The organism is Phenylobacterium sp. T106, assembly GCF_057219735.1.
In genome coordinates, this window is record NZ_JBXVWA010000012.1 from 30,874 (window position 1) to 52,387 (window position 21,514).

The window sequence follows — 21,514 nt, forward strand, 5'->3', positions numbered from 1 at the left end:
CACGGCAGAGATCGCGCGGACGTTCGCGTGGCCCGTCTTCCAGAGCCGATCAGCGCCTGAACACGGCCGCCGGCCCTCAGGCGGCCGCCTGCCGGGCCGAGGCGCCCAGGATGCGGGCGCGAGCGATCTCGTTGGCGACCTCGTGGCTCGGCCGGCGCTCCACCCGGGCCTGCTCCAGCACCTCCTCCAGGGTGAGCGCCAGGCGGTCGAGCTTCTGGTCGACCCAGGCCGGATCGAAGGCCTCGCCACGGTCCAGCGCGCGGATCTCGCCCGCCACGTTGATGATGCCGCCGCCGTTGATGACGTAGTCCGGCGCGTAGAGGATCCCGCGGCGGAAGAGCTCCAGGCCGGCCTCGGCGTCCGCCAGCTGGTTGTTGGCCCCGCCGGCGATGATGCGGGCGCGGATGCGCGGCAGGGTGTCCAGGCTGACGGCGCCGCCCAGCGCGCAGGGGGCGAAGACGTCCACGTCGGCGTCGAAGATCGCGGACGGCGGCACGATCTCGGCCCCGGTCTCGGCGGCCACGCGGCGCAGCGCCTCGCCGTTGACGTCCGTCAGCACGAGCCGGGCGCCGGCGGCGTGCAGCTTCCTGGCCAGGTAGCCGCCGACGTTGCCGACGCCCTGGATCGCCACCCGCACGCCGTCCAGCTCGCGGTTCAGCGCGCGGCGGACGCAGAGGCGCACGCCACGGAACACGCCTTCGGCGGTCACCGGGCTGGGGTCGCCGGAGGCGGCGGGGTGCCCCTCGAGGCCGGCGACGTAGCGGGTACGCCGGCGGGCGTGCTGCAGGTCGGCGACCGAGACGCCGACGTCCTCGGCGGTCCAGTACTTGCCGCCGACGTCCTCGACCGCCCGGCCGAAGGCCTCGAACATGGCCGGAGTTTTCTGGGTCCGGGAATCCCCGATGATCACGCTCTTGCCGCCGCCCAGGTCCAGGTCGGCCATGGCGTTCTTGTACGACATGGCGCGGCTGAGCTTCAGCGCGTCGTCCAGGGCCTCCGCGGCGCTGGCGTAGGGCCACATCCGGCAGCCGCCGGCGGCCGGCCCGCGGGCGGTGGAGTGCACGGCGATGATCGCCTTTAGGCCGGATTTTTCATCCGAAAAGGCGTGGACGCCTTCATGACCCTCGAACGCGGGAGAATCGAACAAGGTCATGCTGCGAACTCTGCACCTGGGGGGAGGATTTTCGCGGGATGTACGCTCCCGCGGGCCATCTCACAACCCCGCGGCGCGCCGGGAGGTGTCCAGGGTGTCGCGGGCGCCCGGGATCGGCGGCGCGTTGGACGGCAGCGGGGCCTGGGCGTCGCGGATGAAAGCCAGGATGTCGGCGATGACCACCGCCCGCTGGCGATCGCGGGTCAGAAGGTGATGCCCGGCGGCGTAGTAGGCCGAGCGGTCGGAGGCCTTGAGCCCCTTCGCCGCCTTGAACGCCGCGTTCTTCGGGATGATGTCGTCCTTGGCGCCGTACAGGTAGAGCGTCGGCGCCTGGTCGTCGCCGATGGCGTCGGCGGCGCGGTCCATCAGCTTCACGAGGCCGTAGAGGGTGTCCGACCGCGCGCCCCAGATCATCAGCCGGTCGCGGCCCATGGCGATCAGTTCCTCGCGGTTGTCGGTGGGGTAGATGCGCGAGGTGAGCCAGCGCGGCGGGGTGTAGACCTTGGCGCCCGTGAAGTTGGCCGCCAGCCAGAGCAGCGTCTTGTTGGGCAGGGGCTGGGAGTCGAACCCCCAGACTCCCGGCGCCGAGAGGATCAGCCGGTCGGCGGCGGGCGGGTTGTCGGAGGCGAAGGCGAGCGCGGCGACCGATCCGCCCATGCTCTCGCCCACCACCGCGATCTTCGCGCCGGGATGCCGGGCGCGGGCCAGGGCGACGACGGTGCGAAGGTCCTCGACCATGAGGTCCTGCCCCGCCCAGACCCCGCGCATCGGCGAACGGCCGAAGCCCCGCTGGTCGTAGGCGATGGTGGTGACGCCCTCGGCCGCCAGGGCCCCGCCCAGGAAATGGAAGGCGTTGGCGTAGTCGTTCATGCCGTGGACCGCGACCACCACCGCCCAGGGCTCCCCCGTCGTCGCCGGCCAGGTCGTCAGGCCCAGCTTCGCCCCGTCGAACGAGACGACGGCGTCGGCGCGCAGTTCGGGCCCCGCGAAGCCGGCCGGCGGCTGCAGCGCCGTCTGCCGGAGCATGGGCGCGCACGCCGAAAGCGCGAACAGCAGGAGGACGAGGGCGAGGCGCGTCATCGTGGCGGTCGACTATAGGCGCCTCGCCGGAGCGGAAAAGGCGGGTGGGCTAGGCCCGCTCCACGCCGAACATGCGGAACTCCTGCTCGCACCAGCCCGCGAACGACGGACGGCCCAGGACGGCGGCCGCGTGCGCCGCGACCTTGGGATAGCGCGCGGCGTCCGGCCTCACGCCGATGAGCGCCAGATTCTGGAACGGGCTCGCCACCGCGAGGTCGGCCAGCGTCAGGCGATCCTCTATGAGGAAGCCCGAGGCCGGGATCTGGCCCTCCAGATAGTCGAGGATCGGCGGCAGCTCGGTCGCCTCGGCGGCGTCCGCGGCGGCGAGGTCGCCCTCGCGCCCCATCACCCGCGGCGCGACGAAGCGGTTGAAGAACATCTTGCCGATGGTCGCCACCATCATCGTGTCGGCGAACTCCTCGAACCAGATGGTCCGCGCCCGGGCCTTCGGCTCGGTCGGGATGAGGTTGGGCTCGGGCTGGACAGCGTCGAGGTAAGTGATGATCGCCGTGGAGTCGGCCAGCATGAAGTCGCCGTCCTGGAAGGCCGGCATCTTGCCGAACGGGCTGGCGAGCCTGAACTCGGGCGGACCGCCGCCCATGCCGGCTGCGACCAGCTCCAGCGCCATCCCCTTCTCGGCCGCGAACGCCAGGGTCTTGCGCACGTAGGGGCTCGCGGAATTGCCGTAGAGTTTCATGAGTTTGCTCCGTCATCCGGCAGCGGCAGGCGCATGCGCCAGACGCCCTTGAAGGTCTCGGGATCGGCCGGCTTGTTGTGCCGCAGGATCACGATCCGGCCGGCGCGCGCCAGGCCCACGGCCACGGCGCGCACCTTGCCGAGCTCGCGCCGCCAGCCGGCGGAATCGACCGCCCGGGCCACGTCCTCGGGCGAGACCGACTTGCCGGGCGGCAGCTTGTCCAGGAGCTCGAGGATGGCCGCTTCGACGGCGGCGCTCATCAGCCGCCCCGCTTCAGCGTCTCGCGGGCGATGATCACCTGCTGGATCTGGCTGGTGCCCTCGTAGATCCGGAAGATCCGGACGTCCCGGTAGAAGCGTTCGATGCCGTAGTCCGCGATGTAGCCGGCGCCGCCGAAGATCTGCACCGCCTTGTCCGCCACCCGGCCCACCATCTCGGAGGCGAAGTACTTGGCCGCCGCGGCCTCCATGGTGACGTTCTGGCCCGCGTCGCGCTTGCGGGCGGTCTCCATCGTCAGCGCCTTTGCCGCCAGCGCCTCTGTCTTGCAGTCCGCGATCATGCCCTGGATCAGCTGGAAGCTGCTGATGGCCTGGCCGAACTGCTTGCGATCGGAGGCATAGGCCACGCAGTCGGCGATCAGCCGCTCGGCCACGCCCACGCACAGCGCCGAGATGTGCAGGCGGCCCTTGTCGAGCACCTGCATGGCCACCTTGAAGCCCTCGCCCTCGGCGCCGATGCGGTTCTCGGCCGGCACGCGGACGTTGTCGAAGAAGACCTCCGACACGGGCGCGCCCTGCTGGCCCATCTTCTTCTCGGCCTTGCCGACGGTGACGCCGGGCGCATCGCGCTCGACGAGGAAGGCCGAGACCCCGCCGCCCCCCGGCTTGTTCGGGTCGGTGCGGGCCATGACCGTGAAAAGGTGCGCCCGGGCGGCGTTGGTGATGTACCGCTTTGCCCCGTTGATCACGTAGTGGTCGCCGTCGCGCACGGCGCGGGTCTGCACGGCGCCGGAATCGGACCCGGCCTCGGGCTCGGTCAGCGCGAACGAGGTGATGATCTCGCCCGAGGCGATGCCCGGCAGGTACTTCTCCTTCTGGGCTTCGGTCCCGAACATCACCAGCGCCTGGCTGCCGATGCCCACGTTGGTGCCGAAGGTCGAGCGGAAGGCCGGGCTGGTCCGCCCCAGCTCGACGACGACCAGGCACTCGTCCTCCATGGAGAGGTCCAGGCCGCCGTACTGTTCAGGGATCGACAGGCCGAAGAGACCCAGGCCCTTCATCTCGTCGACCACGTCCTGCGGCATGGCGTCGTCCTCCGCCACCTGGGCCTCCAGGGGGCGGAGCCGCTCGGTGACGAAGCGGCGGACGGTGTCGATCAGCTGGTCGCGGGTCTCGGCGTCGAGCGCCATGCGGGCAGTCCTTCCGAAGTGTGGCGTCTAGTGGCAGGTGAAGGTGGGCGGCTTGGGCTTCAGCAGGTCCTTGCCGGTGCTGTCGTAGCGTTGCCGCCAGGTCTCGACCCCGATGTTGGGACGCGTTTCGCAGGACTGGACCGGCTGGCGGTGCTTGCGCTTGGCCCACGCCGGCACGCCGTTCGCGTCGACGGCCTGGGACGCGGGCAGCGGCGCGGGCTTCGCCGGGCCGCCCTGCGCGGACGGCGGCGGCGCGACCGGCGCCGTCCCGTCGGCCGGCGGCTGGGCGGCGGCCAGGATCATCGCGGCGATGAGGCTCAGCATGTTGTGCGGCCTTGCATGACGGCCCCCCGATGGGCTGTAAGCGGAGCGTCAAACTAGTGTTCGAACCTGCGCCGGGCAAACGGTTCGCGTGGGGCGCGCGCGGGAGGGGTTATGGACGGCGAAGCCGCGGACAACAGCTACGTCTCGAAGCTCACGATGGTGACCGAGGGCGAATGGAAGGGCTGGCGCTGCTATCCCGGAGGCGACCCGTTCGAGGACCTCGCCGGGCCGTTCTACTTCCGCTTCGACGACGACGGCCGCCCGGTGTGCGCCTTCCGGGCCGAGCACAAGCACATGAACGGCGGCATGTTCATGCACGGCGGCTGCGTGATGACCTTCGCCGACTTCTCCCTGTTCGTGCTGGCCCGCGACGCCATCGAGGGCAGCCAGACCGTCACCGCGACCTTCAACTGCGAACTGGTGGGCACCGCCCGCATCGGCGACCTGGTCGAATGCCGCGGCGAGGTGGTGAAGGCCGGCAAGAGCATGGTCTTCGTCCGGGGCCTGATCACCAATGGCGACGAGCCCGTGGCCAGCTTCTCCTCCGTCCTGAAGAAGACCCGCCCGAGAGGGAACTGAGGATGGCCGCGCCAGCGACGAAGCTGTCGGTCCTCGACCTGTCGCCGGTGACGGGAGACGCGACCCAGGCTCAGGCGGTGCGCGAGACGCTGGACGTGGCCCGCGCGGCGGAACGGCTGGGCTACCACCGCTTCTGGGTCGCCGAGCACCACAACATCGCGGGCCTGGGCTCGCCCAACCCCGAGATCCTGATCGCGGCGCTGACGCAGGTCACCTCGACCATCCGGCTCGGGTCGGGCGGGGTCATGCTGGTCAACTACTCGCCGCTGAAGGTGGCCGAGACCTTCATGGAGCTGGAGGCGCTGGCGCCTGGCCGGATCGACCTGGGCCTGGGCCGCGCGCTCGGGGCGGACGCCCGCACCGGCGGGGCTCTGCGCTCCGTGGGGTCCGACGCCTTCCCGCAGTACTTCCAGCTGCTCTCGGCCTGGCTGCTGGACGCCGGCGGCAAGGTCCCGATCCCGCAGGGCCACCCGATCCACGACATCAAGGCCAATCCCTCGGGCCCGTCGCACCCGGACGTCTTCCTCCTCTGCACGTCGGAAGAGAGCGCGGCCTTCGCGGGGGTGATGGGCGTGGGCCTGGTCTTCGCCGAGTTCATCGCCCGGCGCGAGGCGACTTCGTCGATCGCCGCCTACCGCGAGGCCTTCCGCCCCTCGGCGTTCCGCAGCGAGCCTTGGGCGGGCACGGCGGTGGTCGCCTACGCCGCGGAGACGCAGGAGGCCGGCTGGCGGGGCGATGCGCTGCGGCGGGCGTCGACCGTCTCGATGCTGTCGGGCCGCCGGCGCCGCTTCGGCGACGTCGACGAAGCCGAGGCCTTCCTCCGCGAATGGAAGGACACCCCGCTTCTCGCCGACGTGGAAAGCCGCAGCATCGCGGGCGACGCTGCGGGCGTGCACGCCCAGCTGCGGGCGAAGGCCGGACGGGCGGGCGCCGACGAGGTGTTCGTGATGGCCACGGGGCCGTCGCTGGCCGACCGGATCACCTCGCTGGAGCTGATCGCGGCGCAGCACGCCGCCCAGGCCGCCGCCTAGTCTGCGACCTTCCAGACGCCGCCTTCGCGGGTCGCGGTGGCGTATTCGCGCGGTCCCAGGAAGACCACCGCCGTCTGCTCCCGGACCACCACGCGCTTCACGGCCTTGAGGCGCGCGATCAGCTTCGGGATCTCGCGCTTCGCGAGCGCCAGGGTCTCCGGCGAGAACCCGTCCAGGCCAGCCGCGGACTCCGCGGTCGAAAGCGATCGCGCGGCCGCCATGTCCCCGCGAGCCAGCGCCTGGGCCCGCGCCAGCACGGCCTGGGCCGGCTCCGACGCCGCGGCCGCCGGCCCCTTCAGGTCCGCCACGAGGCGGTCGCGGAACACCGGCGCGCTGAACGTCGCGGCCAGGGTCTCGCTCGCCTCCTTCCGAAGCGCGCCCACGATCCGTGTCGGCGAGACCTCGAGCCGATCCCAAAGGCCCTCGGTGTTGGTGATGGAGATGTTCGCCAGCGAGGCGCCCGGCTCGGGCCGTGCGAGCACGGTGACCACCATCCCCGTGCGGTCGGCTGGATCGAACGACAGCAGGACGCCCCTCACCTGCCCCTGGGCGGCCATCCACCAGATCGGCGGGAAGGCCTGGCCGAACAGCGCGCGGGCGGGCACATCGCGGTCGGTGAGCGCCAGCCGGATCTCGCGGTCGGAGTCCAGCAGCCCTTCGGTGTTGTCCCGCTCGACCGCCACGGCGTGGGTGAAGCCGACCTCGCCCTCGTCGTCCCGATACCCGCCGGCGACGACGCCCGGGTCGATGGCGAAGGCGGGGCGCGCGGCCAGCGCCACGCCCAGGCCGAGCACCGTCCGCCGCCGCATCAGGCCGGCGCCTTGCGCGGCATCCCCGCCGCGGCCGCGGGCCGCGCCCGCATCGCCTCGGCCCAGCGCGCGACGTGGACGAGGTCATCGGGCAGCTGGAACCTGATCATCCGGCCGAAGTCGAGCCCGATGAACGCCACGATGTCGGCGATCGTGACCCGGTCGGCGGCGATCCAGTCGCGGCCGGCCAGCCGCCCGTCCAGGAACCGGAACGCCTTCGTCGCGCCGGCGAGGCTGTGCTCGCCCACGGCCGGAACCTGGGCCTCCAGCGCTCCCATGGCCGGGTGGGTGTGCCGCACCCCGATCATCATCGGCGTGGCGACCATCATCTCGACGCGCCGCAGCCACATCTCGATCACCGCCTCCTCCTCGGGCGTGCGGCCGAACAGGTTGGGCTCGGGATATCTCGCCTCCAGATACCGGCATATGGCGATGCTCTCGGTCACGCAGGTCCCGTCGTCGAGCTCCAGCATGGGCACGTTCGGCAGGCCGGCCTTGGCCAGGTATTCCGGGGTCTTGTGCTGGCCCTGGAACAGGTCGACCGGGACGATCTCGACGTCGGCGACGCCCTTCTCGGCCATGACCCATCGGACGCGGCGCGGGTTGGGCGCGAGCGGCGTATCGTAGAGCTTCATCTTCAGCCTCCTGCGGCGGGCTTTGCCGGGGCCGCCGTCGCCGCCTCGTTGCGCAGCGCCGACCACAGCAGGGTCGCCGCAGCGTACAGCACCACCACGATCACCAGCCAGCGCAGCGGCTCGACCGGCAGCGACTTGACCAGCAGCGCCGCCACCAGCACCGCCGGGATGCCGCCCAGCGACAGGCCGAGCGGGATCCGCAGGTCGACCTGCGCCGTCCTGATGTAGCGCACGCAGGCGCCCGCCGCGGCCAGGGCGCCGCCGCCGGCCATGATGGGGAAGCACAGCCGCGGATCCATGCCCATGAGGCTGAGCATGACGAGCATGGGCGCGTAGTGCCCCACGCCGAAGCTGACGAGCACGCCGAAGACGAAGCTGGCCGCGATGGCGATCGCCGTCAGCCCCGGGGGCAGGGACCGGGCGGCGCCGCCGACAGGCATCATCTCGAGGTTGGCCAGGGCGTAGAAGACGGCGGCGAGGATCAGCGCGCCCGCCACCACTGCCTGCACGACCCGCACCGGCGCGCGGGTGGCGAGGCCGACGCCCACATAGGTTCCCACGGTCAGCGTGACGGCGCAGCCGACCAGAAGCACCGGATCGATCCCGACCCCCAGCAGCACCAGGAAGATCAGCGCCTGGACGAAGGTCGGCGGCGTGTGGCCGATCAGCATCGTCGCGGGGATCAGACGGTCCGGGACATGCCGGCGGAACCTCAGCCACGCGGCGGTCGGGGCGAACGAGCCGATGCCCAGGGCGTCGAAGAAGTTGGTGACGGCGCCGACGACGATCGCCTCGGGCGGGGGCCTCACGGGATTGGCGCGCAGCGCCTGGACCATGGCCCAGACGAAGGCCGCGATCCCGACGGCGATCGCGGCGATCAGCAGTGCGAGCATGCACCCTTCCCCCCGCCGGCACGCTGCCCCGCCGCCGCCGGCGAGGCAAGGCTCAGCCGAACAGGTCGTGCGGCAGCAGTCCCACGATCGAAGCCGTCAGGCAGGTGGCCAGGAAGCCGGCCATCATGGCCTTCCACACCATGCCGACGATCTCGTTGCGCCGTTCGGGAACGAGGACCGAGAAGCCGGCCAGGTTGATGCCCACCGAGGCGATGTTGGCGAAGCCGCACAGCGCGTAGGTCATCAGCACGCGGGTGCGGGGCTCCATGGCCTCCAGCGGCATGTTCCCCATGCTGATGAAGGCGGTGAACTCGGTGAGCACCAGCTTGACGCCCAGCAGCGAGCCCGCGGTGGGCGCGTCGGCCCAGGAAACCCCGATGGCCCAGGCGAGCGGCGCGAAGATCACGCCCAGGCCGGCTTCCACCGAGAGTTGGTAGCCGACCGCGTCGCCGACGGCGCCCAGGATCTTGTTCACGATGGCCACCAGCGCCACGAAGACGATCAGCGTGGCGGCGACGTTCATCACGATCTGGAGGCCGTCCGTCGTGCCCTTGATCAGGGCGTCGATCGAGCTGTCGTACTTCTTGGCCGCCAGCGGGTCATAGGTCTGGGCCTCCTCGATGGCGGCGTCGCGCGGCACGATGATGCGGGCGAGCAGCACGCCGGCCGGCGCCGAGACGATCGAGGCCGTGAGCACGTGCGCCGCGGCGTTCGGCAGCACGCCGCTGAGGATGGTCGCATAGGCCACCATGGTGGAGCCGGAGACGCAGGCCATGCCGACGGCGATCAGCATGAACAGCTCCGAGCGCGAGAGGCTGGGCAGGTAGCTGCGGATGAAGATCGGGCCTTCGACCTGCCCCATGAAGACGGTGGCGGCGGTCGCCAGGGCGGGCGGGCCGCGCAGGCCCATCGTCCGCTCGAACACGACCCCGAAGGCCTGGGTGATCCAGACCAGGATCTTCCAGTGCCACAGCAGCGCGGCCAGCGCGCAGACCACCAGGATCACCGGCAGCACCCGGAAGGCGAAGACGAACAGCGAGCCCGGGTCGGTCAGCGCATAGGGCTGGTTGGGCGTGCCGGCCAGGAAGCCGAAGACGAAGGCTACGCCGGCCTGGGTGGACGTCGCCAGGCCGTCCACGACGACGCCGACGCCCTGCAGCGCGGCGCGGACGGCCGGCAGCCCGAACAGCGCCAGGACGAGCAGGCCCTGCACCGCCATGGCGCCCAGCGCCAGCTTCCAGGGGAACCGCGCCCTGTTCTCTGACACGGCCCAGCAGATGAGCAGCACGAGCGCGATGCCGACGAGGCTCTGGGCGTTCTGCGGACCGAACATTCATCCCCCGACGCACGCCGCGACTCCGCGGCCGTCCGCGTCAATCGACGCCGAAAGCGCGGCGCGCGCAAGGGCAGCGTGACCGCAGCGCTCTGCGCCGGCGGCGGGCGCCGGAATCTGTCCCGGCCGTGGGCGGATCTGCCTGCGCAACCCTCTCCTGATCGCGCCGGGTCGGCGGCCGCTAGGCGGTGGTCGAGGCGATGGAGCCCTGGCGGTAGGGCGCGGCCGTCGAGGGCGCAGCGGGCATGGCGTCCAGGGCCGCCCTCGCGGCCTCCGAGAGGCGGACCTCGTCCTGCGGCGCAGCGCGGCCGAAGACCTGGAACACCGCCTGGGTCCATTCGGGCGAGTTGTTGTCGCTGCGCATGGATAGGCGCAGCGCAGCGGCGAACTTCGGGTCGGCCGCGGCCCTGGCCTGGGCGGCCTTCTGGTCCAGGGCGCCGTTCGCGCCGACGACGCCCGCGTCCTTCATGAAGGCCACCACCCGGGCCTGGGCGTCCATGTTCGCACGCCAGGCCGAGGGGTCCGCGTAGGGCTTGGTCCCGTTGCGGTCCGCGACGTTGATGGTTGTCCTGAACAGGAGGTCCCGGTCCGACGCCGACAGGTCGTCGAAGCGGGCGGCCACCGCCTCCAGCGCGGCGCCCGGGCCTCCGGCCTGCCGCGCGGCGTTCATCGCCTGGACGAAGTCACGACCCAGGTCCTGGGCGCGCCGGCCGATGTCGCTGTCGTACGTGGCCCGGTCCAGGACCTTGCGGCGGTCGGGATCGATGCCCGCCAGGTCGCCGCGCGCCGACATCGCCTGCAGCGCCTGATAGGCCTCGACGCGCTGGGCCTCCGCGGTCCTGCCGCTGGTGTCGTTCACCGCCGCCGACAGCCGGTCGAACTCCGCCATCCGCGTCGCGTAGTCCGCAGACGTGACGCCGCCCGTCGCCCGCACCGGGGTGACGGGGATCGGATAGGCGGCGCTGGCGACAGACGTGACGTACATTCGGGCCGTGGCGGACCTCGCAGTTGGACGGCATCCTTGCCCGCGAAGGCCTAAGGAAATCCTGCGAAGCGCCGGCGACGTCCGGCGGATTACGAAGGTTTAATCGGCCGGGCCGCATCCGCTGAATTCGCCAGCAGCCTCTTAGGGTTGAGCGCGGTTCGCGCGGCGACCCCGGCCCTGCCTTACGGCGATGTAACTGGCCTACGTAGACCGCCGCGCCGACACCCACGCTCGATGTGAGGGCGGTTCGTCACGATGTCTCTGGCGCTTGCAACTCTGCTGTACGAATGGCGCCGGTACACGGCCGCCATGGTGGCGCTCGCGGTGGCGGGGCTGCTGATCCTGGCGCAGGTGGGCATGTTTACCGGCATCGTGCGGGGCGTCACCGCCACGCTCGACCGCAGCCGCGCCGACATCATCATCATGCCGCCGAAGATGGAGAGCCTGATCAACTCGGGCGGCGGCTCCCTGCCCCAACGGCTCCAGCCGCAGCTCTACATGCATCCCGAGGTGGTCGAGGTGGCCGCCTGGGACATCGAGGGCGGGCGCTGGGTCAACCGGCCCAAGGACGGCAAGAAGGCCGTCACCACCTTCGTCGACGTCAACATGGTCGACACCCGCCCCGGGGCCGTGACCCTGCCGGTGGACTTCAGCGAGGAGACGCGCCGCGCGCTGATGGAGCCCTACGCGGTCGCCATCGACGAGAGCCAGCTCGGCCGCCTGGGCGTGAAGCTGGGCGACGAGGCGTCGCTGAACGGCAAGACCGTCCGGGTCCGGGCGATCCTCACCGGCTATCCGAACATCAACAACGCCTCGATCACCGTCTCGCGCGACACCCTGCGCCTGCTGGGGATGGTCCAGAAGAACGGCAAGACCGGCCCGCTGATGGTGCGCCTGGCCGACGCCGCGCGGGCGGACATCGTCCGCGACCAGCTGAACCGCGACGCCAAGGGCGCCTACCGCGCCTGGACGCGCGCCGAGCTCGCCGAGGCCAACGAGGGCGCCCTGCTGAAGGAGCAGATCATCGGCCTCTTCCTGTCGTTCAGCGTCGTCATCGGTTTCGCCATCGGCTGCGCGATCACCTCGATGACCCTGCGCGGGGCCATCCTCTCGAGCATCAAGGAGTTCGCGAGCCTTCGGGCGCTGGGCGTGCCGATGAGCGCGCTGCGCGGCATCGTGTTCGAGCTCTCGCTCTGGGTCGGGGTCGCAGGCCTCGCCTTCACAGCCCTGCTCACGGTCGGCGTCTACCTGCTGGCGCAGAGCGGCGGCGTGCCCATGGGCTTCCCGCTGGCCTGGGACATCGGCGTCGCCGTGCTCCTCCTCTTCATCGCCGGCGCCTCGGGGCTCTTCTCCCTGGGCGTCCTCAAGAAAAGCCAGCCCGCGGACCTCCTGCGATGAACACCAACAAAGCGGCCATCACGGCGCAGGGCCTCTACAAGCGCTTCAAGACCGGCCGCACCCACATCGAGGTGCTGAAGCGGGTCGACTTCGACGCGCTGCACGGCGACGTCACCATGGTCATGGGCCCCTCGGGGTCGGGCAAGTCCACCCTGGTGGCCGCGCTGTCGGGCCTGCTGAAGCCGGACGACGGCGGGGTCGTCGGCATGGGCCAGGACCTCTGGAGCCTCAAGCCCACGGCCCTCGACCGCTTCCGGCTGGACCACTGCGGCTTCATCTTCCAGGGCTTCAACCTGTTCTCGGCCCTGACTGCGGTGCAGCAGGTCGAGATCATCCTGAAGTACAAGGGCGTGCCGCGCCGGCAGGCGCGCGAGAAGGCCGCCCAGGCGCTGAGCGAGGTGGGGCTGGAGAGCAAGCTGCACCAGCGGCCCTCGGAGCTTTCTGGCGGCGAGAAGCAGCGCGTGGCCATCGCCCGCGCGCTCGCCAAGGACCCGCAGCTGATCTTCGCCGACGAGCCCACCAGCGCCCTCGACGGCGAGAACGGCCAGGTGGTGATCAAGCTCCTGCACCGCGCGGCCAAGCAGCACGGCGCGGCCGTGATCTGCGTCACCCACGACCCCCGCCTCGAGACCTATGCGGATCGCGTCATCCACCTCGAGGACGGACAGATCCTCAGCGATCGGCGCACCGAACATGCGGCCAACGTTTCCGGCGCCGCCCACCGACAACCCGCGCTCGTTGGAGCCTGACCCTCATGCCCGCCCTGTTCCGCAACCGCTTCGTCTGGATCGCCCTGGTGATCGTCGCCCTCGCCGGCGGCGGCGCCCTGTTCATGCAGGGCCAGGCCAAGGCCAAGAAGGCCGAGGCCGCCAAAGCGGCCGCCAGCGTCAAGCCCAGCCCCTACGCCGCCATCGCCAACGGCAAGGCCGACGTCGAGGGCGGGATCATCCAGGTGGCCGCCCGGCGGGCCGGCGTGGTCCGCGACGTGCTCGTCCAGGAGGGCGACGACGTGAAGGCCGGCCAGATCCTCGCCCGACTCGAGGACGACGAGCCGCGCCTCGCCTCCCAGAGGGCGCAGGCCGAGGTGCGTCAGGCGCGCGCCGCCCTGGCGCTGTTGGACGTCCAGCGCTCGGCCGCCCAGCGTGAGCTTCGCCGCCTGGAGGGGCTGGCCCCGTCCAACTTCGTCGCCGCCCAGAAGCTCGACCAGGCCCGCGACGGCGTGCGGGAGGCCGAGGCCAGGATCATGGCGCAGCAGGCCGTCGTGGCCACCGCCGAGGCGCGCCTCAGCGAGGCCCGCTACGACCAGGAGCTCTCGATCATCCGCGCGCCCGCCGACGGCCGCATCGTGCGCCGCTACGCGAACCCGGGCGCCGGGGCCTCGACGCTGAACGTCTCGAACATGTTCGACCTGGAGCCGAACGCCGGCCGCATCGTGCGCGCCGAGATCGCCGAGGGCGCCCTGCCCTTCGTGGAGATCGGCCAGCGCGTCCAGATGTCGCCCGAGGCCGACCCGACCAAGACGTTCCCCGGCAAGGTGCTGCGGCGCGCGGCCGTCTTCGGCGCCCGCAAGCTGCAGTCCGACGACCCCACCGAGCGCACCGACGACCGCGTCGTCGAGGTGGTCGTGGACTCCTCGGGCGCGCCCTTCCTGATCGGCCAGCGCGTGCTGGTGAAGTTCGTCCGCACGCAGCAGGCGGAAGCTGCGACTCCGCCGAAGAGCTGAGCGTCCTGACCTCCCCGGGGTCCGCGTCCCTACGGACTCTCCCTGCAGTCGGCCCCCGGGGAGGCCTTTTCCAGGCCTCTCGCCCGTCCCCTGGCGCCGGCGCCCTGGGGACGCCGTCAGCTTGACGGCGCCCTGCGGCGTGCGCACAACGCGCGCCGAATTCGAACACCTGTTCCAAGGGGATCTGAGATGGCGGACATCCGCTTCGACGGCAAAGTGGCGATCGTGACCGGCGCGGGCGGCGGGCTTGGCCGACAGCACGCACTGGAGCTGGCCCGGCGCGGCGCGAAGGTCGTCGTCAACGACCTGGGCGGCTCGGTCGACGGCTCGGGCGGCGGCTCGGACGCGGCCAACAAGGTGGTCGAGGAGATCAAGGCCGCCGGCGGCGAGGCGATCGCCAACGGCAGCTCGGTGACCGACGACGCGGGCGTCGCGCGGATGGTCAAGGACGCCATGGACGCCTGGGGGCGGATCGACATCCTCGTCGCCAACGCCGGCATCCTGCGCGACAAGACCTTCGCCAAGATGGAGCTCGGCGACTTCCAGGTGGTGGTCGACGTGCACCTCATGGGCACGGTGAAGCCGGCCAAGGCGGTCTGGGAGATCATGCGCGCCCAGAACTACGGACGCATCGTGGTCACCACGTCCTCCACCGGCCTCTACGGCAACTTCGGCCAGTCCAACTACGGCGCGGCCAAGCTGGGCCTGATCGGCTTCATGAACTCGCTGAAGCTCGAGGGACAGAAGAACAACGTCCACGTCAACGCCATCAGCCCCGTGGCCGCCACGCGGATGACCGAGAACCTGGGCATGCCGCCCGAGGTGCTGGCGCAGCTGAAGCCCGAGTTCGTGACGCCGGGCGTCGTGTTTCTCTGCTCGGACGAGGCGCCGACCGGCGCGATCCTGACCGCCGGCGCGGGCGCCTTCGCCCTGGCCCGGATCGTGGAGACCGAAGGCGTCGCCATCGGCCCCAAGGCCACCGTCGAGGACATCCGCGACAACTGGGCCAAGATCGCCGACCCGGCGGGACAGCAGGCCTACCTCAACGGCGGCGAGCAGACCGGGAAGTTCTTCCGCAAGCTGCAGGGCGGCTGATCGGCCGCCCCGACCCCGCGGTCCGCAGGCGGCAGGGCATCCCTTTCAGCGATGTAACCTGAATCCGCTTGCGGGCTTGGCCACGCTCACGCCTAACTCGTCCGCGAAGGCGTCCGTCGAAGAGGCGCGGCGCAGGGGAGCAAGGTCAGGTGTCGACTTCAGGATCAGGCGCGGCGGGCGGGCCCCTGTCTTTCGCGCGAGTGATGGTGTTCGCCAGCGCGTCGATTCCGATCGGGGCCCTGGTCCTGGCCGCCACGGTGCACCTGCCCCGGTACTTCGCCTCCGAGCTGGGACTGTCGCTCGCGGTGGTCGGCACCGTCTTCGCCCTGGTCCGCTTCATCGACATCCCGATCGACACCGCCATGGGCCTGGCCATGGACCGGACCCGCACGCGCTTCGGCCGCTACCGGGTCTGGATGGCGGCAGGCGCACCCGTCCTGATGCTGGGCTTCTACATGCTGCTGTCGTCGAACCCGGGCGTCGGCGCGCTCTACCTCGGCGTCTGGCTCCTGATCATGTACCTCGGCTATTCGGGGGTGTTCCTGTCGCACCTCGCCTGGGCCGGCCGCCTGGCGTCGACCTACAAGGAGCGCTCGCGCGTCTTCGGCGCCTTCACGGCCCTCGGCGTCGTGGGATCCATGGCCGTGCTGCTGATCCCCATCTTCATGAGCCAGCAGGGCTACAGCGACGCCGAGGGCGTGCGCGCCATGATCTGGTTCATCATCGGCAGCGCCGCCGTGACCTGCCTGCTCGTGGTGCTGACCTCGCCCGAGCGGATCGCCCAGGACCATCCCGGTCACTTCACGCTCAAGGACTACGCCCAGCTGCTCACGCGCGGCAACGTGGTCCGGCTCCTGGCCGCCGACCTCCTCGTCACCCTCGGCCCCGGCTGGATGGCCGCGCTCTACCTCTTCTACTTCAAAGACAGCCGCGGCTTCGACACCGCCGCCGCCAACCTCCTGCTGCTGATCTACGTGGCGGCCGGCTTCGTCGGCGCGCCGTTCGCGGCCTGGCTGGCCAACCGGCTGAGCAAGCACGTGGCGTTCCTGCTGGCCACCACCGCCTATTCCCTGGGCCTGATGGCCCTGCCGTTCTTGCCGCGGGGCAACTTCGCGATCTTCGCTCCGCTGATGTTCGCCGTGGGCGCCATGGCCGCCGGCTTCACCGTGATGATCCGGGCGATCTGCGCCGACATCGCCGACGAGCTGCGGCTCGACAGCGGGCGCGAGTGGATGGGGCTGATGTACGCCGGCATCACCGCCACCTCGAAGCTGGCCTCGGCGGCGGCCATCTTCCTCACGTTCAACGTGCTCGCCCTGGTCGGCTACAAGGTCGGTGTCGGCGTCTCCAACACGCCCGAGGCGATCCGGGGGCTCGAGCTGGCCTACATCGTCGGCCCCATCGTGTTCGTGATGGCCGCCGGGGCCTGCTTCATCGGCTACAAGCTCTCGGCCGAGCGGCACGCCGAGATCCGCCGCCAGCTGGAGCTCCGCGACGCCAGCGTCACCGATCCGGCCGCAGCCGCCGAGGCGCTGACCGGCGTCGACCTCGGCCCCGCCGGCAGTCGCCCGTCCTAGTCCGGACCGCATGGCGCGCCCCATGGCCCAGGCCGGTTCTTCGCCCCAGCGGCTCTCGCTCGGCCTGTCCCTCGCGTTCGCCGCCACCAGCCTGCCGCTGAGCGCGCTGGGGATCGCCGTCTCGGTCCATCTTCCGGCCTACTTCGCGGCCAGCCTCGGCGTCGAGCTGGCGGTGGTGGGCGCGGCCTTCGCGCTGGCCCGCGCCATCGACGTGCCCATCGAGCCGGCCCTCGGCCTCGCGATGGACCGCACCACCACGCCCTGGGGCCGGTACCGCGTCTGGACCCTGCTGGGCGCGCCGTTCCTGATGGCCGGCCTGTTCCTGCTGCTGCAGGCCGACAGCTCGGTCGGCACGGGCGGCCTCGTGGCCTTCCTGCTCGTCATGTACCTCGGCTCGTCGATCCTGCTCCTGTCGCACTCGGCCTGGGCCTCGACCCTCGCCGCCACCTACGACGACCGCGCGCGCCTGTTCGGGGTGATGACCGCGGTGGGGGTGGCCGGCGCGGTCAGCGTGCTGCTGTTCCCCATCGTGATGGAGCAGCTGGGCTACACCGACGCCGAAGCCATCCGGGCGATGATCTGGTACCTGATCGCGCTCGCGCCCATCGCGGTCCTGCTCGTGGTCTGGCGCACGCCCGAGCGGGTGATGCGCGATGCGCCGGGCGTCCGCTTCCGCCTGCGCGACTACGTCGAGCTGGTCTTCGACCGCAACATGTTCCGGGTGATCGTCGCCGACCTGGCGCTGGGCCTGGGGCCGGGGTGGATGGCCGCGCTCTACCTCTTCTACTCGCGCGACTACATGGGCTTCACGTCGGGCCAGGCGAACATCCTGCTGCTGATCTACTTCATCGCCGGGATCGCCGGCGCGCCGAGCCTGGCCTGGCTCGCCACCCGGATCGGCAAGCACCGCGCGGTGATCGCCGCGGCCGCCGCCTATTCGCTGCTGCTTGTCACCCTGCCGCTGTTGCCGAAGGGCGTCCTGCTGGCCTCGGCGCCCACGCTCTTCTTCACCGGCTTCTTCGCGGCCAGCTTCAACGTGCTGACGCGCGCCATGACCGCCGACGTGGCCGACGAGATGCGGCTTCGCCAGGGCAAGGAGCGCGGCGGCCTGCTCTATGCTCTCACCACCTTGACCAACAAGATCGCCGCCGGGATCGGGATCGCGCTGACGTTCTGGGTGCTGGGCCAGACCGGCTACGACCCGAAGGTGGGCGCCGGCAACACGCCCGAGGCGATCACGTCGCTCATGCTCGTGTTCGTCGGCGGGCCGATCGTCTTCGTGTCGCTGGGCGCCCTCAGCCTGCTCGGCTACGGCCTCACGCCCGCCCGGGCGGCCGAGACGCGACGGCAGCTCGATGCGCGCGAGGCGGCGATGCTGGCGGCCGCGGGCGTCGAGAGCCTCACCGGCGAAGAACGCCCCCCGCCGCGCAGGGACTGACGGCTCAGCCGCCGACCTTCCCGGCCAGGGCCAGGAAAGCCTGCGCCGCAGGGCTTTCGGTGGTGTGGGCCACCAGCGGCCGACCCAGGTCGCACGCCTCGCGCAACGCAACCTCGATGGGGATTTCCGCCAGCAGCGGCACGCCCAGCCGCTCGGCCTCGGCCTTGGCGCCGCCGGAGCCGAAGATCGGCACCTTCGCCCCCGAGGAGTCGGCGAAGTAGGCCATGTTCTCCACCACGCCCAGGATCGGCGCGCCGGTCCGGTCGAACATCGCCGCCGCCCGCCGCGCGTCGATCAGCGCGATCTCCTGCGGCGTGGAGACGATGACCACGCCGTCGATCTTGAGCTTCTGGACGAGGGTGAGCTGGATGTCGCCGGTTCCCGGCGGCAGGTCGATCACCAGCACGTCCAGCGGTTCGGCCTCGCTGCCCCAGTTGGAGTTCAGCAGCGTCCGGAGCGCCGACGAGGCCATCGGCCCGCGCCAGATGTTGGCCGTGCCGGGCTCGACGATGAAGCCGATGGACATCACCTTGATGCCGTGGGCCTCCATCGGGTTCAGGCGCTTCTCCTCGTCGAAGGTGGGATCGCCGTCGATTCCCAGCATGGTCGGCGCCGAGGGGCCGTAGATGTCGGCGTCCAGCAGCCCCACGCGCTTGCCCAGGCGCGCCAGGGCGGCGGCCAGGTTGACCGAGACCGTGGACTTGCCGACCCCGCCCTTCCCGGACGCTACGGCGATCACCCGGTTCACGTGCGGCGGCTTCACCGCATCGACCATCGGGTGGAGCTGCGCCTGGGGATCTTCGGCTACGCGGGCCCGGGGTCGTGGGGCCTCCGAGCCGGCCGCGGGCGCCCGGCGCGGCGACACGCGCAGCTGCGGCGTCGAGGGAGCCTGAAGCTCGGTCGTCAGGACCACCTGGGCGAGCTCGACGCCGTCGGTCTCGGCCAGCACGCCCTCGGCCTTGTCGCGGACGGGCCGGTAGAGGTCGATGTCGGCGGGCGCGACCTCGAGCATGAACGCCGCCCGCCCGCCGCGCAGGACGAGGCCGCGCACCAGGCCCGCGCTGGTCAGGCCCTTGCCGGACTTCGGATCGATCACCCCGTCGAGGGCCTGCAGGATGGCCGTCCGATCGGGGCCCGGAGGTTCGCTCATGCCGCCCTGGTCTTGCTATCGAGTGGGTGGGGGCCCCATATCCGGCTGACAGCGTCGGTTTACAAGCCCGCAGGGGGCGGAACTGCCGTCGGAGAGTTGAGACCCGCTTTGAGCACGCGCGCCGGCTGATGCCCTGGAACGACAACGCCAACCCGGGGCCATGGGGTTCCCCGAACAACAACGATGACCGCAGGGACGGCCCCCGCCGCCCCCAGGGCGGCGGGCCGCGCCGGCCGGGCGGGCCTGATTTCAACCGCGGCTTCGAGCAGCTGAACGAGCGCCTGCGCGGCATGTTCGGGGGCGACGGCGGTCCGCCGAATCGCCGGCTGCTGTCCCTCATCGGCGGCGGCATCGTCGCCGTCTGGGTGGCCTCGGGCTTCTACCTGGTGCAGCCGAACGAGCAGGCGGTGGTGCTCACCTTCGGCTCCTACTCGCGCATCGAGAGTCCCGGTCCGCGCTACCACCTGCCATTCCCCATCGAGCGGGTGGAGAAGGTGCCGGTCACCAGCCTCAAGCGCACCGACGTCGGCGGCGCCGCGTCGGCCGGTGGCGAAGCCGCCGCCGAGAGCCTCATGCTGACCGGCGACGAACAGATCGTGGACGTGGACTTCAGCGTCACCTGGCGCATCGCCGACCCGGCCCGCTACCTCTTCGCCACCCGCGATCCGGAGGCCGCCGTGAAGGCCGTGGCCGAGAGCGCCATGCGCGAGGTCGTGGGCCGCACCGAGCTGCAGCCCATCATCTCCACCGGGCGCGGCCAGGTTCAGCGCCAGACGGCCGAGGTCATGCAGCGCGCGCTCGACGGCTGGGGCGCCGGCATCAGCATCGTCGAGGTCCAGATCCGGGCCGCCAACCCGCCCCCCGAGGTGGTGGCCGCGTTCCGCGACGTGCAGAGCGCCGAGCAGGACGCCGACTCCGCGGTGAACGAGGCCAACACCTACCGCAACCGGGTCGTGAACGAGGCCAAGGGCGACGCCGCCCGTATCACCCAGGCCGCCATGGGCTATCGCGAGCAGGCCGTGCGCGAGGCGCAGGGCGAGGCCGCCCGCTTCAACCAGATCTACACGGAGTACCGGCGCGCGCCCGGCGTCACCCGTGACCGGCTGTACATCGAGAGCATGCAGCGCATCCTGCAATCGTCGAACAAGGTGGTCATCGACGCCAAGGGCGCGACGGCGCCCATCATCCTGCCTCCGGACGTGTTCCGCCCGCGCGACGCCGCCGTCGCCCCGGCGCCGCAGCCGCAACCGCCCGCGCCCGCCGCGGCCACGACCGGGAGGAGCGGCCAATGACCCTTTCGACGCGCCAGATCGCCTACGTCCTTCTGGGGCTGGCGGCGCTCTTCCTGATCACCAACGCCTTCTTCGTCGTCGACCAGCGCCAGCAGGTGATCCTGGTCCGGCTGGGCGATCCCGTGGGCGTGATCAATCCGCCGGGCCGCGACCAGGCGGGCCTTCACATGAAGGTGCCGCTGATCGACGACGCCATCCGGCTCGACCGTCGCAATATCGCCATCGAGGCCGACCAGGAGGAGATCATCACCGCCGGCCAGCAGCGCCTCGTGGTGGACGCCTTCCTGCGCTACCGCATCTCGGACCCGGAACAGTTCTATCGCACCCTGCGCGACGAGCAGACGGCCCGCGACCGCATCGAGCGGCTGCTCAACTCGTCGCTGCGCCAGGTGCTGGGCTCGGCCACCTCGACCGACATCATCTCCGGCCGCCGCGCGCAGCTCATGCAGCAGGCGCGGGCCGACATGGCGCGCCGGGCCCAGGCGTCGCGCCTGGGCATCCAGGTGATCGACGTGCGCATCAAGCGCGCCGACCTGCCGAGCCAGAACCGCGACTTCGTGTTCCGGCGCATGTCGACGTCCCGCCAGCAGGAGGCCGCCCAGCTCCGCGCCCAGGGCGAGCAGCGCAAGCGAGAGATCATCGCCGAGGCCGACAAGGAGGTCGCGATCACGCTGGCCACCGCGCGCGAGCAGCAGGGCCAGATCATGGGCGAGGGCGACGCCCTGCGGACCCGCATCTTCGCCCAGAGCTTCGGGCGCGACCCGTCGTTCGCGGCGTTCTTCCGCTCGATGCAGGCCTACGAGCGCAGCTTCGCAGACGGCCAGACCACCCTGGTGCTCTCGCCCGACAGCGCGTTCTTCCGCTACTTCGAGCGGGGTCCGACCGGCGGGGCGGCGACGCGTCGCTAGCGGCTA

Annotated in this window: 22 protein-coding genes; 10 read left to right on the plus strand and 12 right to left on the minus strand. The window is 71.3% G+C overall.

The genetic code is table 11. The annotated features are described in order from the left end of the window. Positions 1 to 76: 76 nt before the first annotated feature. From AC2D8W_RS20265 to AC2D8W_RS20290, 6 genes are read right to left on the minus strand one after another with little or no spacing between them, the layout of a single operon-like run. Entirely contained in the window at positions 77 to 1,153 is a 1,077-nt protein-coding gene (locus AC2D8W_RS20265) for a Glu/Leu/Phe/Val dehydrogenase dimerization domain-containing protein (RefSeq protein ID WP_484673060.1), read from the minus strand. 60 nt (positions 1,154 to 1,213) lie between these two features. After that, positions 1,214 to 2,233, minus strand: a complete 1,020-nt coding sequence (locus AC2D8W_RS20270; protein WP_293485570.1) for an alpha/beta fold hydrolase — start codon at positions 2,231 to 2,233, stop codon at positions 1,214 to 1,216. Between the two features lie 49 nt (positions 2,234 to 2,282). Next, entirely contained in the window at positions 2,283 to 2,930 is a 648-nt protein-coding gene (locus tag AC2D8W_RS20275) for a glutathione S-transferase family protein (protein WP_484673061.1), read from the minus strand. After that, positions 2,927 to 3,190, minus strand: a complete 264-nt coding sequence (locus tag AC2D8W_RS20280; protein ID WP_293485566.1) for a DUF3253 domain-containing protein — start codon at positions 3,188 to 3,190, stop codon at positions 2,927 to 2,929. Before AC2D8W_RS20280 ends, AC2D8W_RS20275 begins: the two co-directional genes overlap by 4 nt. Next, entirely contained in the window at positions 3,190 to 4,338 is a 1,149-nt protein-coding gene (locus tag AC2D8W_RS20285) for an acyl-CoA dehydrogenase family protein (RefSeq protein ID WP_293485564.1), read from the minus strand. Before AC2D8W_RS20285 ends, AC2D8W_RS20280 begins: the two co-directional genes overlap by 1 nt. A gap of 27 nt (positions 4,339 to 4,365) precedes the next feature. Continuing rightward, the gene (locus tag AC2D8W_RS20290) at positions 4,366 to 4,662 is read right to left on the minus strand and encodes a hypothetical protein (protein WP_293485562.1); all 297 of its coding nucleotides are present in this window, start codon (positions 4,660 to 4,662) and stop codon (positions 4,366 to 4,368) included. Between the two features lie 111 nt (positions 4,663 to 4,773). On the opposite strand from AC2D8W_RS20290, the gene AC2D8W_RS20295 reads away from it, so the two are divergent. Together AC2D8W_RS20295 and AC2D8W_RS20300 are read left to right on the plus strand one after the other, a co-directional pair. Further along, positions 4,774 to 5,241 (plus strand): PaaI family thioesterase, encoded by a 468-nt coding sequence (locus AC2D8W_RS20295; RefSeq protein ID WP_484673062.1) that lies wholly within the window; start codon positions 4,774 to 4,776, stop codon positions 5,239 to 5,241. Positions 5,242 to 5,243: 2 nt separating this feature from the next. Beyond that, a complete protein-coding gene (locus AC2D8W_RS20300; RefSeq protein WP_484673063.1) occupies positions 5,244 to 6,272 on the plus strand; it encodes an MsnO8 family LLM class oxidoreductase in 1,029 nt (342 codons plus the stop codon). On the opposite strand, the gene AC2D8W_RS20305 is transcribed toward AC2D8W_RS20300, so the two are convergent. From AC2D8W_RS20305 to AC2D8W_RS20325, 5 genes are all read right to left on the minus strand, one after another. Then, a complete protein-coding gene (locus AC2D8W_RS20305) occupies positions 6,269 to 7,081 on the minus strand; it encodes a hypothetical protein (protein ID WP_484673064.1) in 813 nt (270 codons plus the stop codon). The two genes, AC2D8W_RS20300 and AC2D8W_RS20305, sit on opposite strands and share 4 nt — an antisense overlap. After that, positions 7,081 to 7,716 (minus strand): glutathione S-transferase family protein, encoded by a 636-nt coding sequence (locus AC2D8W_RS20310; protein ID WP_484673065.1) that lies wholly within the window; start codon positions 7,714 to 7,716, stop codon positions 7,081 to 7,083. The genes AC2D8W_RS20305 and AC2D8W_RS20310 overlap by 1 nt, the downstream gene beginning before the upstream one ends. Before the next feature lie 2 nt (positions 7,717 to 7,718). Beyond that, on the minus strand, positions 7,719 to 8,609 hold the full coding sequence (locus tag AC2D8W_RS20315) for a TSUP family transporter (RefSeq protein ID WP_484673066.1): 891 nt from the start codon (positions 8,607 to 8,609) through the stop codon (positions 7,719 to 7,721). Between the two features lie 52 nt (positions 8,610 to 8,661). Further along, positions 8,662 to 9,942, minus strand: coding sequence for a NupC/NupG family nucleoside CNT transporter (locus AC2D8W_RS20320; RefSeq protein ID WP_293485550.1), 1,281 nt, complete (start codon positions 9,940 to 9,942; stop codon positions 8,662 to 8,664). Positions 9,943 to 10,123: 181 nt separating this feature from the next. Then, on the minus strand, positions 10,124 to 10,927 hold the full coding sequence (locus tag AC2D8W_RS20325) for a hypothetical protein (protein WP_484673067.1): 804 nt from the start codon (positions 10,925 to 10,927) through the stop codon (positions 10,124 to 10,126). A 255-nt stretch (positions 10,928 to 11,182) separates the two neighbouring features. On the opposite strand from AC2D8W_RS20325, the gene AC2D8W_RS20330 reads away from it, so the two are divergent. The 6 genes from AC2D8W_RS20330 (at position 11,183) to AC2D8W_RS20355 (ending at position 18,158) form a co-directional block, all read left to right on the plus strand. Beyond that, positions 11,183 to 12,325, plus strand: a complete 1,143-nt coding sequence (locus AC2D8W_RS20330) for an ABC transporter permease (protein ID WP_293485546.1) — start codon at positions 11,183 to 11,185, stop codon at positions 12,323 to 12,325. Further along, positions 12,322 to 13,074 carry an ABC transporter ATP-binding protein gene (locus AC2D8W_RS20335; protein ID WP_484673068.1) on the plus strand — a complete coding sequence of 251 codons (753 nt, stop codon included), beginning with the start codon at positions 12,322 to 12,324 and terminating at the stop codon, positions 13,072 to 13,074. The genes AC2D8W_RS20330 and AC2D8W_RS20335 overlap by 4 nt, the downstream gene beginning before the upstream one ends. 5 nt (positions 13,075 to 13,079) lie before the next feature. Then, entirely contained in the window at positions 13,080 to 14,048 is a 969-nt protein-coding gene (locus AC2D8W_RS20340; RefSeq protein WP_484673069.1) for an HlyD family secretion protein, read from the plus strand. A 189-nt stretch (positions 14,049 to 14,237) separates the two neighbouring features. Further along, entirely contained in the window at positions 14,238 to 15,143 is a 906-nt protein-coding gene (locus AC2D8W_RS20345) for an SDR family NAD(P)-dependent oxidoreductase (RefSeq protein ID WP_484673070.1), read from the plus strand. A gap of 203 nt (positions 15,144 to 15,346) precedes the next feature. Then, positions 15,347 to 16,720 carry an MFS transporter gene (locus AC2D8W_RS20350; RefSeq protein ID WP_484673071.1) on the plus strand — a complete coding sequence of 458 codons (1,374 nt, stop codon included), beginning with the start codon at positions 15,347 to 15,349 and terminating at the stop codon, positions 16,718 to 16,720. Between the two features lie 10 nt (positions 16,721 to 16,730). Continuing rightward, a complete protein-coding gene (locus AC2D8W_RS20355; RefSeq protein WP_484673072.1) occupies positions 16,731 to 18,158 on the plus strand; it encodes an MFS transporter in 1,428 nt (475 codons plus the stop codon). Positions 18,159 to 18,162: 4 nt separating this feature from the next. Here AC2D8W_RS20355 and AC2D8W_RS20360 read toward each other — a convergent pair whose 3' ends face one another. Next, entirely contained in the window at positions 18,163 to 19,308 is a 1,146-nt protein-coding gene (locus AC2D8W_RS20360; protein WP_484673073.1) for an Mrp/NBP35 family ATP-binding protein, read from the minus strand. Positions 19,309 to 19,436: 128 nt separating this feature from the next. Here AC2D8W_RS20360 and hflK point away from each other — a divergent pair, with 128 nt between their 5' ends. Together hflK and hflC are read left to right on the plus strand one after the other, a co-directional pair. Beyond that, positions 19,437 to 20,600: an FtsH protease activity modulator HflK gene (gene hflK, locus AC2D8W_RS20365; RefSeq protein ID WP_293485533.1), complete on the plus strand. Its 1,164-nt coding sequence runs from the start codon at positions 19,437 to 19,439 to the stop codon at positions 20,598 to 20,600. Then, complete coding sequence (hflC, locus tag AC2D8W_RS20370) at positions 20,597 to 21,508, plus strand: protease modulator HflC (protein ID WP_293485531.1); 912 nt, start codon at positions 20,597 to 20,599, stop codon at positions 21,506 to 21,508. The genes hflK and hflC overlap by 4 nt, the downstream gene beginning before the upstream one ends. Positions 21,509 to 21,514: the final 6 nt, after the last annotated feature.

Bases quoted from the DNA above. Each gene is read 5' to 3' on its own strand.
- AC2D8W_RS20265 (WP_484673060.1), bottom strand. From the start codon at position 1,153: ATGACCTTGTTCGATTCTCCCGCGTTCGAGGGTCATGAAGGCGTCCAC.
- AC2D8W_RS20270 (WP_293485570.1), bottom strand. From the start codon at position 2,233: ATGACGCGCCTCGCCCTCGTCCTCCTGCTGTTCGCGCTTTCGGCGTGC.
- AC2D8W_RS20275 (WP_484673061.1), bottom strand. From the start codon at position 2,930: ATGAAACTCTACGGCAATTCCGCGAGCCCCTACGTGCGCAAGACCCTG.
- AC2D8W_RS20280 (WP_293485566.1), bottom strand. From the start codon at position 3,190: ATGAGCGCCGCCGTCGAAGCGGCCATCCTCGAGCTCCTGGACAAGCTG.
- AC2D8W_RS20285 (WP_293485564.1), bottom strand. From the start codon at position 4,338: ATGGCGCTCGACGCCGAGACCCGCGACCAGCTGATCGACACCGTCCGC.
- AC2D8W_RS20290 (WP_293485562.1), bottom strand. From the start codon at position 4,662: ATGCTGAGCCTCATCGCCGCGATGATCCTGGCCGCCGCCCAGCCGCCG.
- AC2D8W_RS20295 (WP_484673062.1), top strand. From the start codon at position 4,774: ATGGACGGCGAAGCCGCGGACAACAGCTACGTCTCGAAGCTCACGATG.
- AC2D8W_RS20300 (WP_484673063.1), top strand. From the start codon at position 5,244: ATGGCCGCGCCAGCGACGAAGCTGTCGGTCCTCGACCTGTCGCCGGTG.
- AC2D8W_RS20305 (WP_484673064.1), bottom strand. From the start codon at position 7,081: ATGCGGCGGCGGACGGTGCTCGGCCTGGGCGTGGCGCTGGCCGCGCGC.
- AC2D8W_RS20310 (WP_484673065.1), bottom strand. From the start codon at position 7,716: ATGAAGCTCTACGATACGCCGCTCGCGCCCAACCCGCGCCGCGTCCGA.
- AC2D8W_RS20315 (WP_484673066.1), bottom strand. From the start codon at position 8,609: ATGCTCGCACTGCTGATCGCCGCGATCGCCGTCGGGATCGCGGCCTTC.
- AC2D8W_RS20320 (WP_293485550.1), bottom strand. From the start codon at position 9,942: ATGTTCGGTCCGCAGAACGCCCAGAGCCTCGTCGGCATCGCGCTCGTG.
- AC2D8W_RS20325 (WP_484673067.1), bottom strand. From the start codon at position 10,927: ATGTACGTCACGTCTGTCGCCAGCGCCGCCTATCCGATCCCCGTCACC.
- AC2D8W_RS20330 (WP_293485546.1), top strand. From the start codon at position 11,183: ATGTCTCTGGCGCTTGCAACTCTGCTGTACGAATGGCGCCGGTACACG.
- AC2D8W_RS20335 (WP_484673068.1), top strand. From the start codon at position 12,322: ATGAACACCAACAAAGCGGCCATCACGGCGCAGGGCCTCTACAAGCGC.
- AC2D8W_RS20340 (WP_484673069.1), top strand. From the start codon at position 13,080: ATGCCCGCCCTGTTCCGCAACCGCTTCGTCTGGATCGCCCTGGTGATC.
- AC2D8W_RS20345 (WP_484673070.1), top strand. From the start codon at position 14,238: ATGGCGGACATCCGCTTCGACGGCAAAGTGGCGATCGTGACCGGCGCG.
- AC2D8W_RS20350 (WP_484673071.1), top strand. From the start codon at position 15,347: ATGGTGTTCGCCAGCGCGTCGATTCCGATCGGGGCCCTGGTCCTGGCC.
- AC2D8W_RS20355 (WP_484673072.1), top strand. From the start codon at position 16,731: ATGGCGCGCCCCATGGCCCAGGCCGGTTCTTCGCCCCAGCGGCTCTCG.
- AC2D8W_RS20360 (WP_484673073.1), bottom strand. From the start codon at position 19,308: ATGAGCGAACCTCCGGGCCCCGATCGGACGGCCATCCTGCAGGCCCTC.
- hflK (WP_293485533.1), top strand. From the start codon at position 19,437: ATGCCCTGGAACGACAACGCCAACCCGGGGCCATGGGGTTCCCCGAAC.
- hflC (WP_293485531.1), top strand. From the start codon at position 20,597: ATGACCCTTTCGACGCGCCAGATCGCCTACGTCCTTCTGGGGCTGGCG.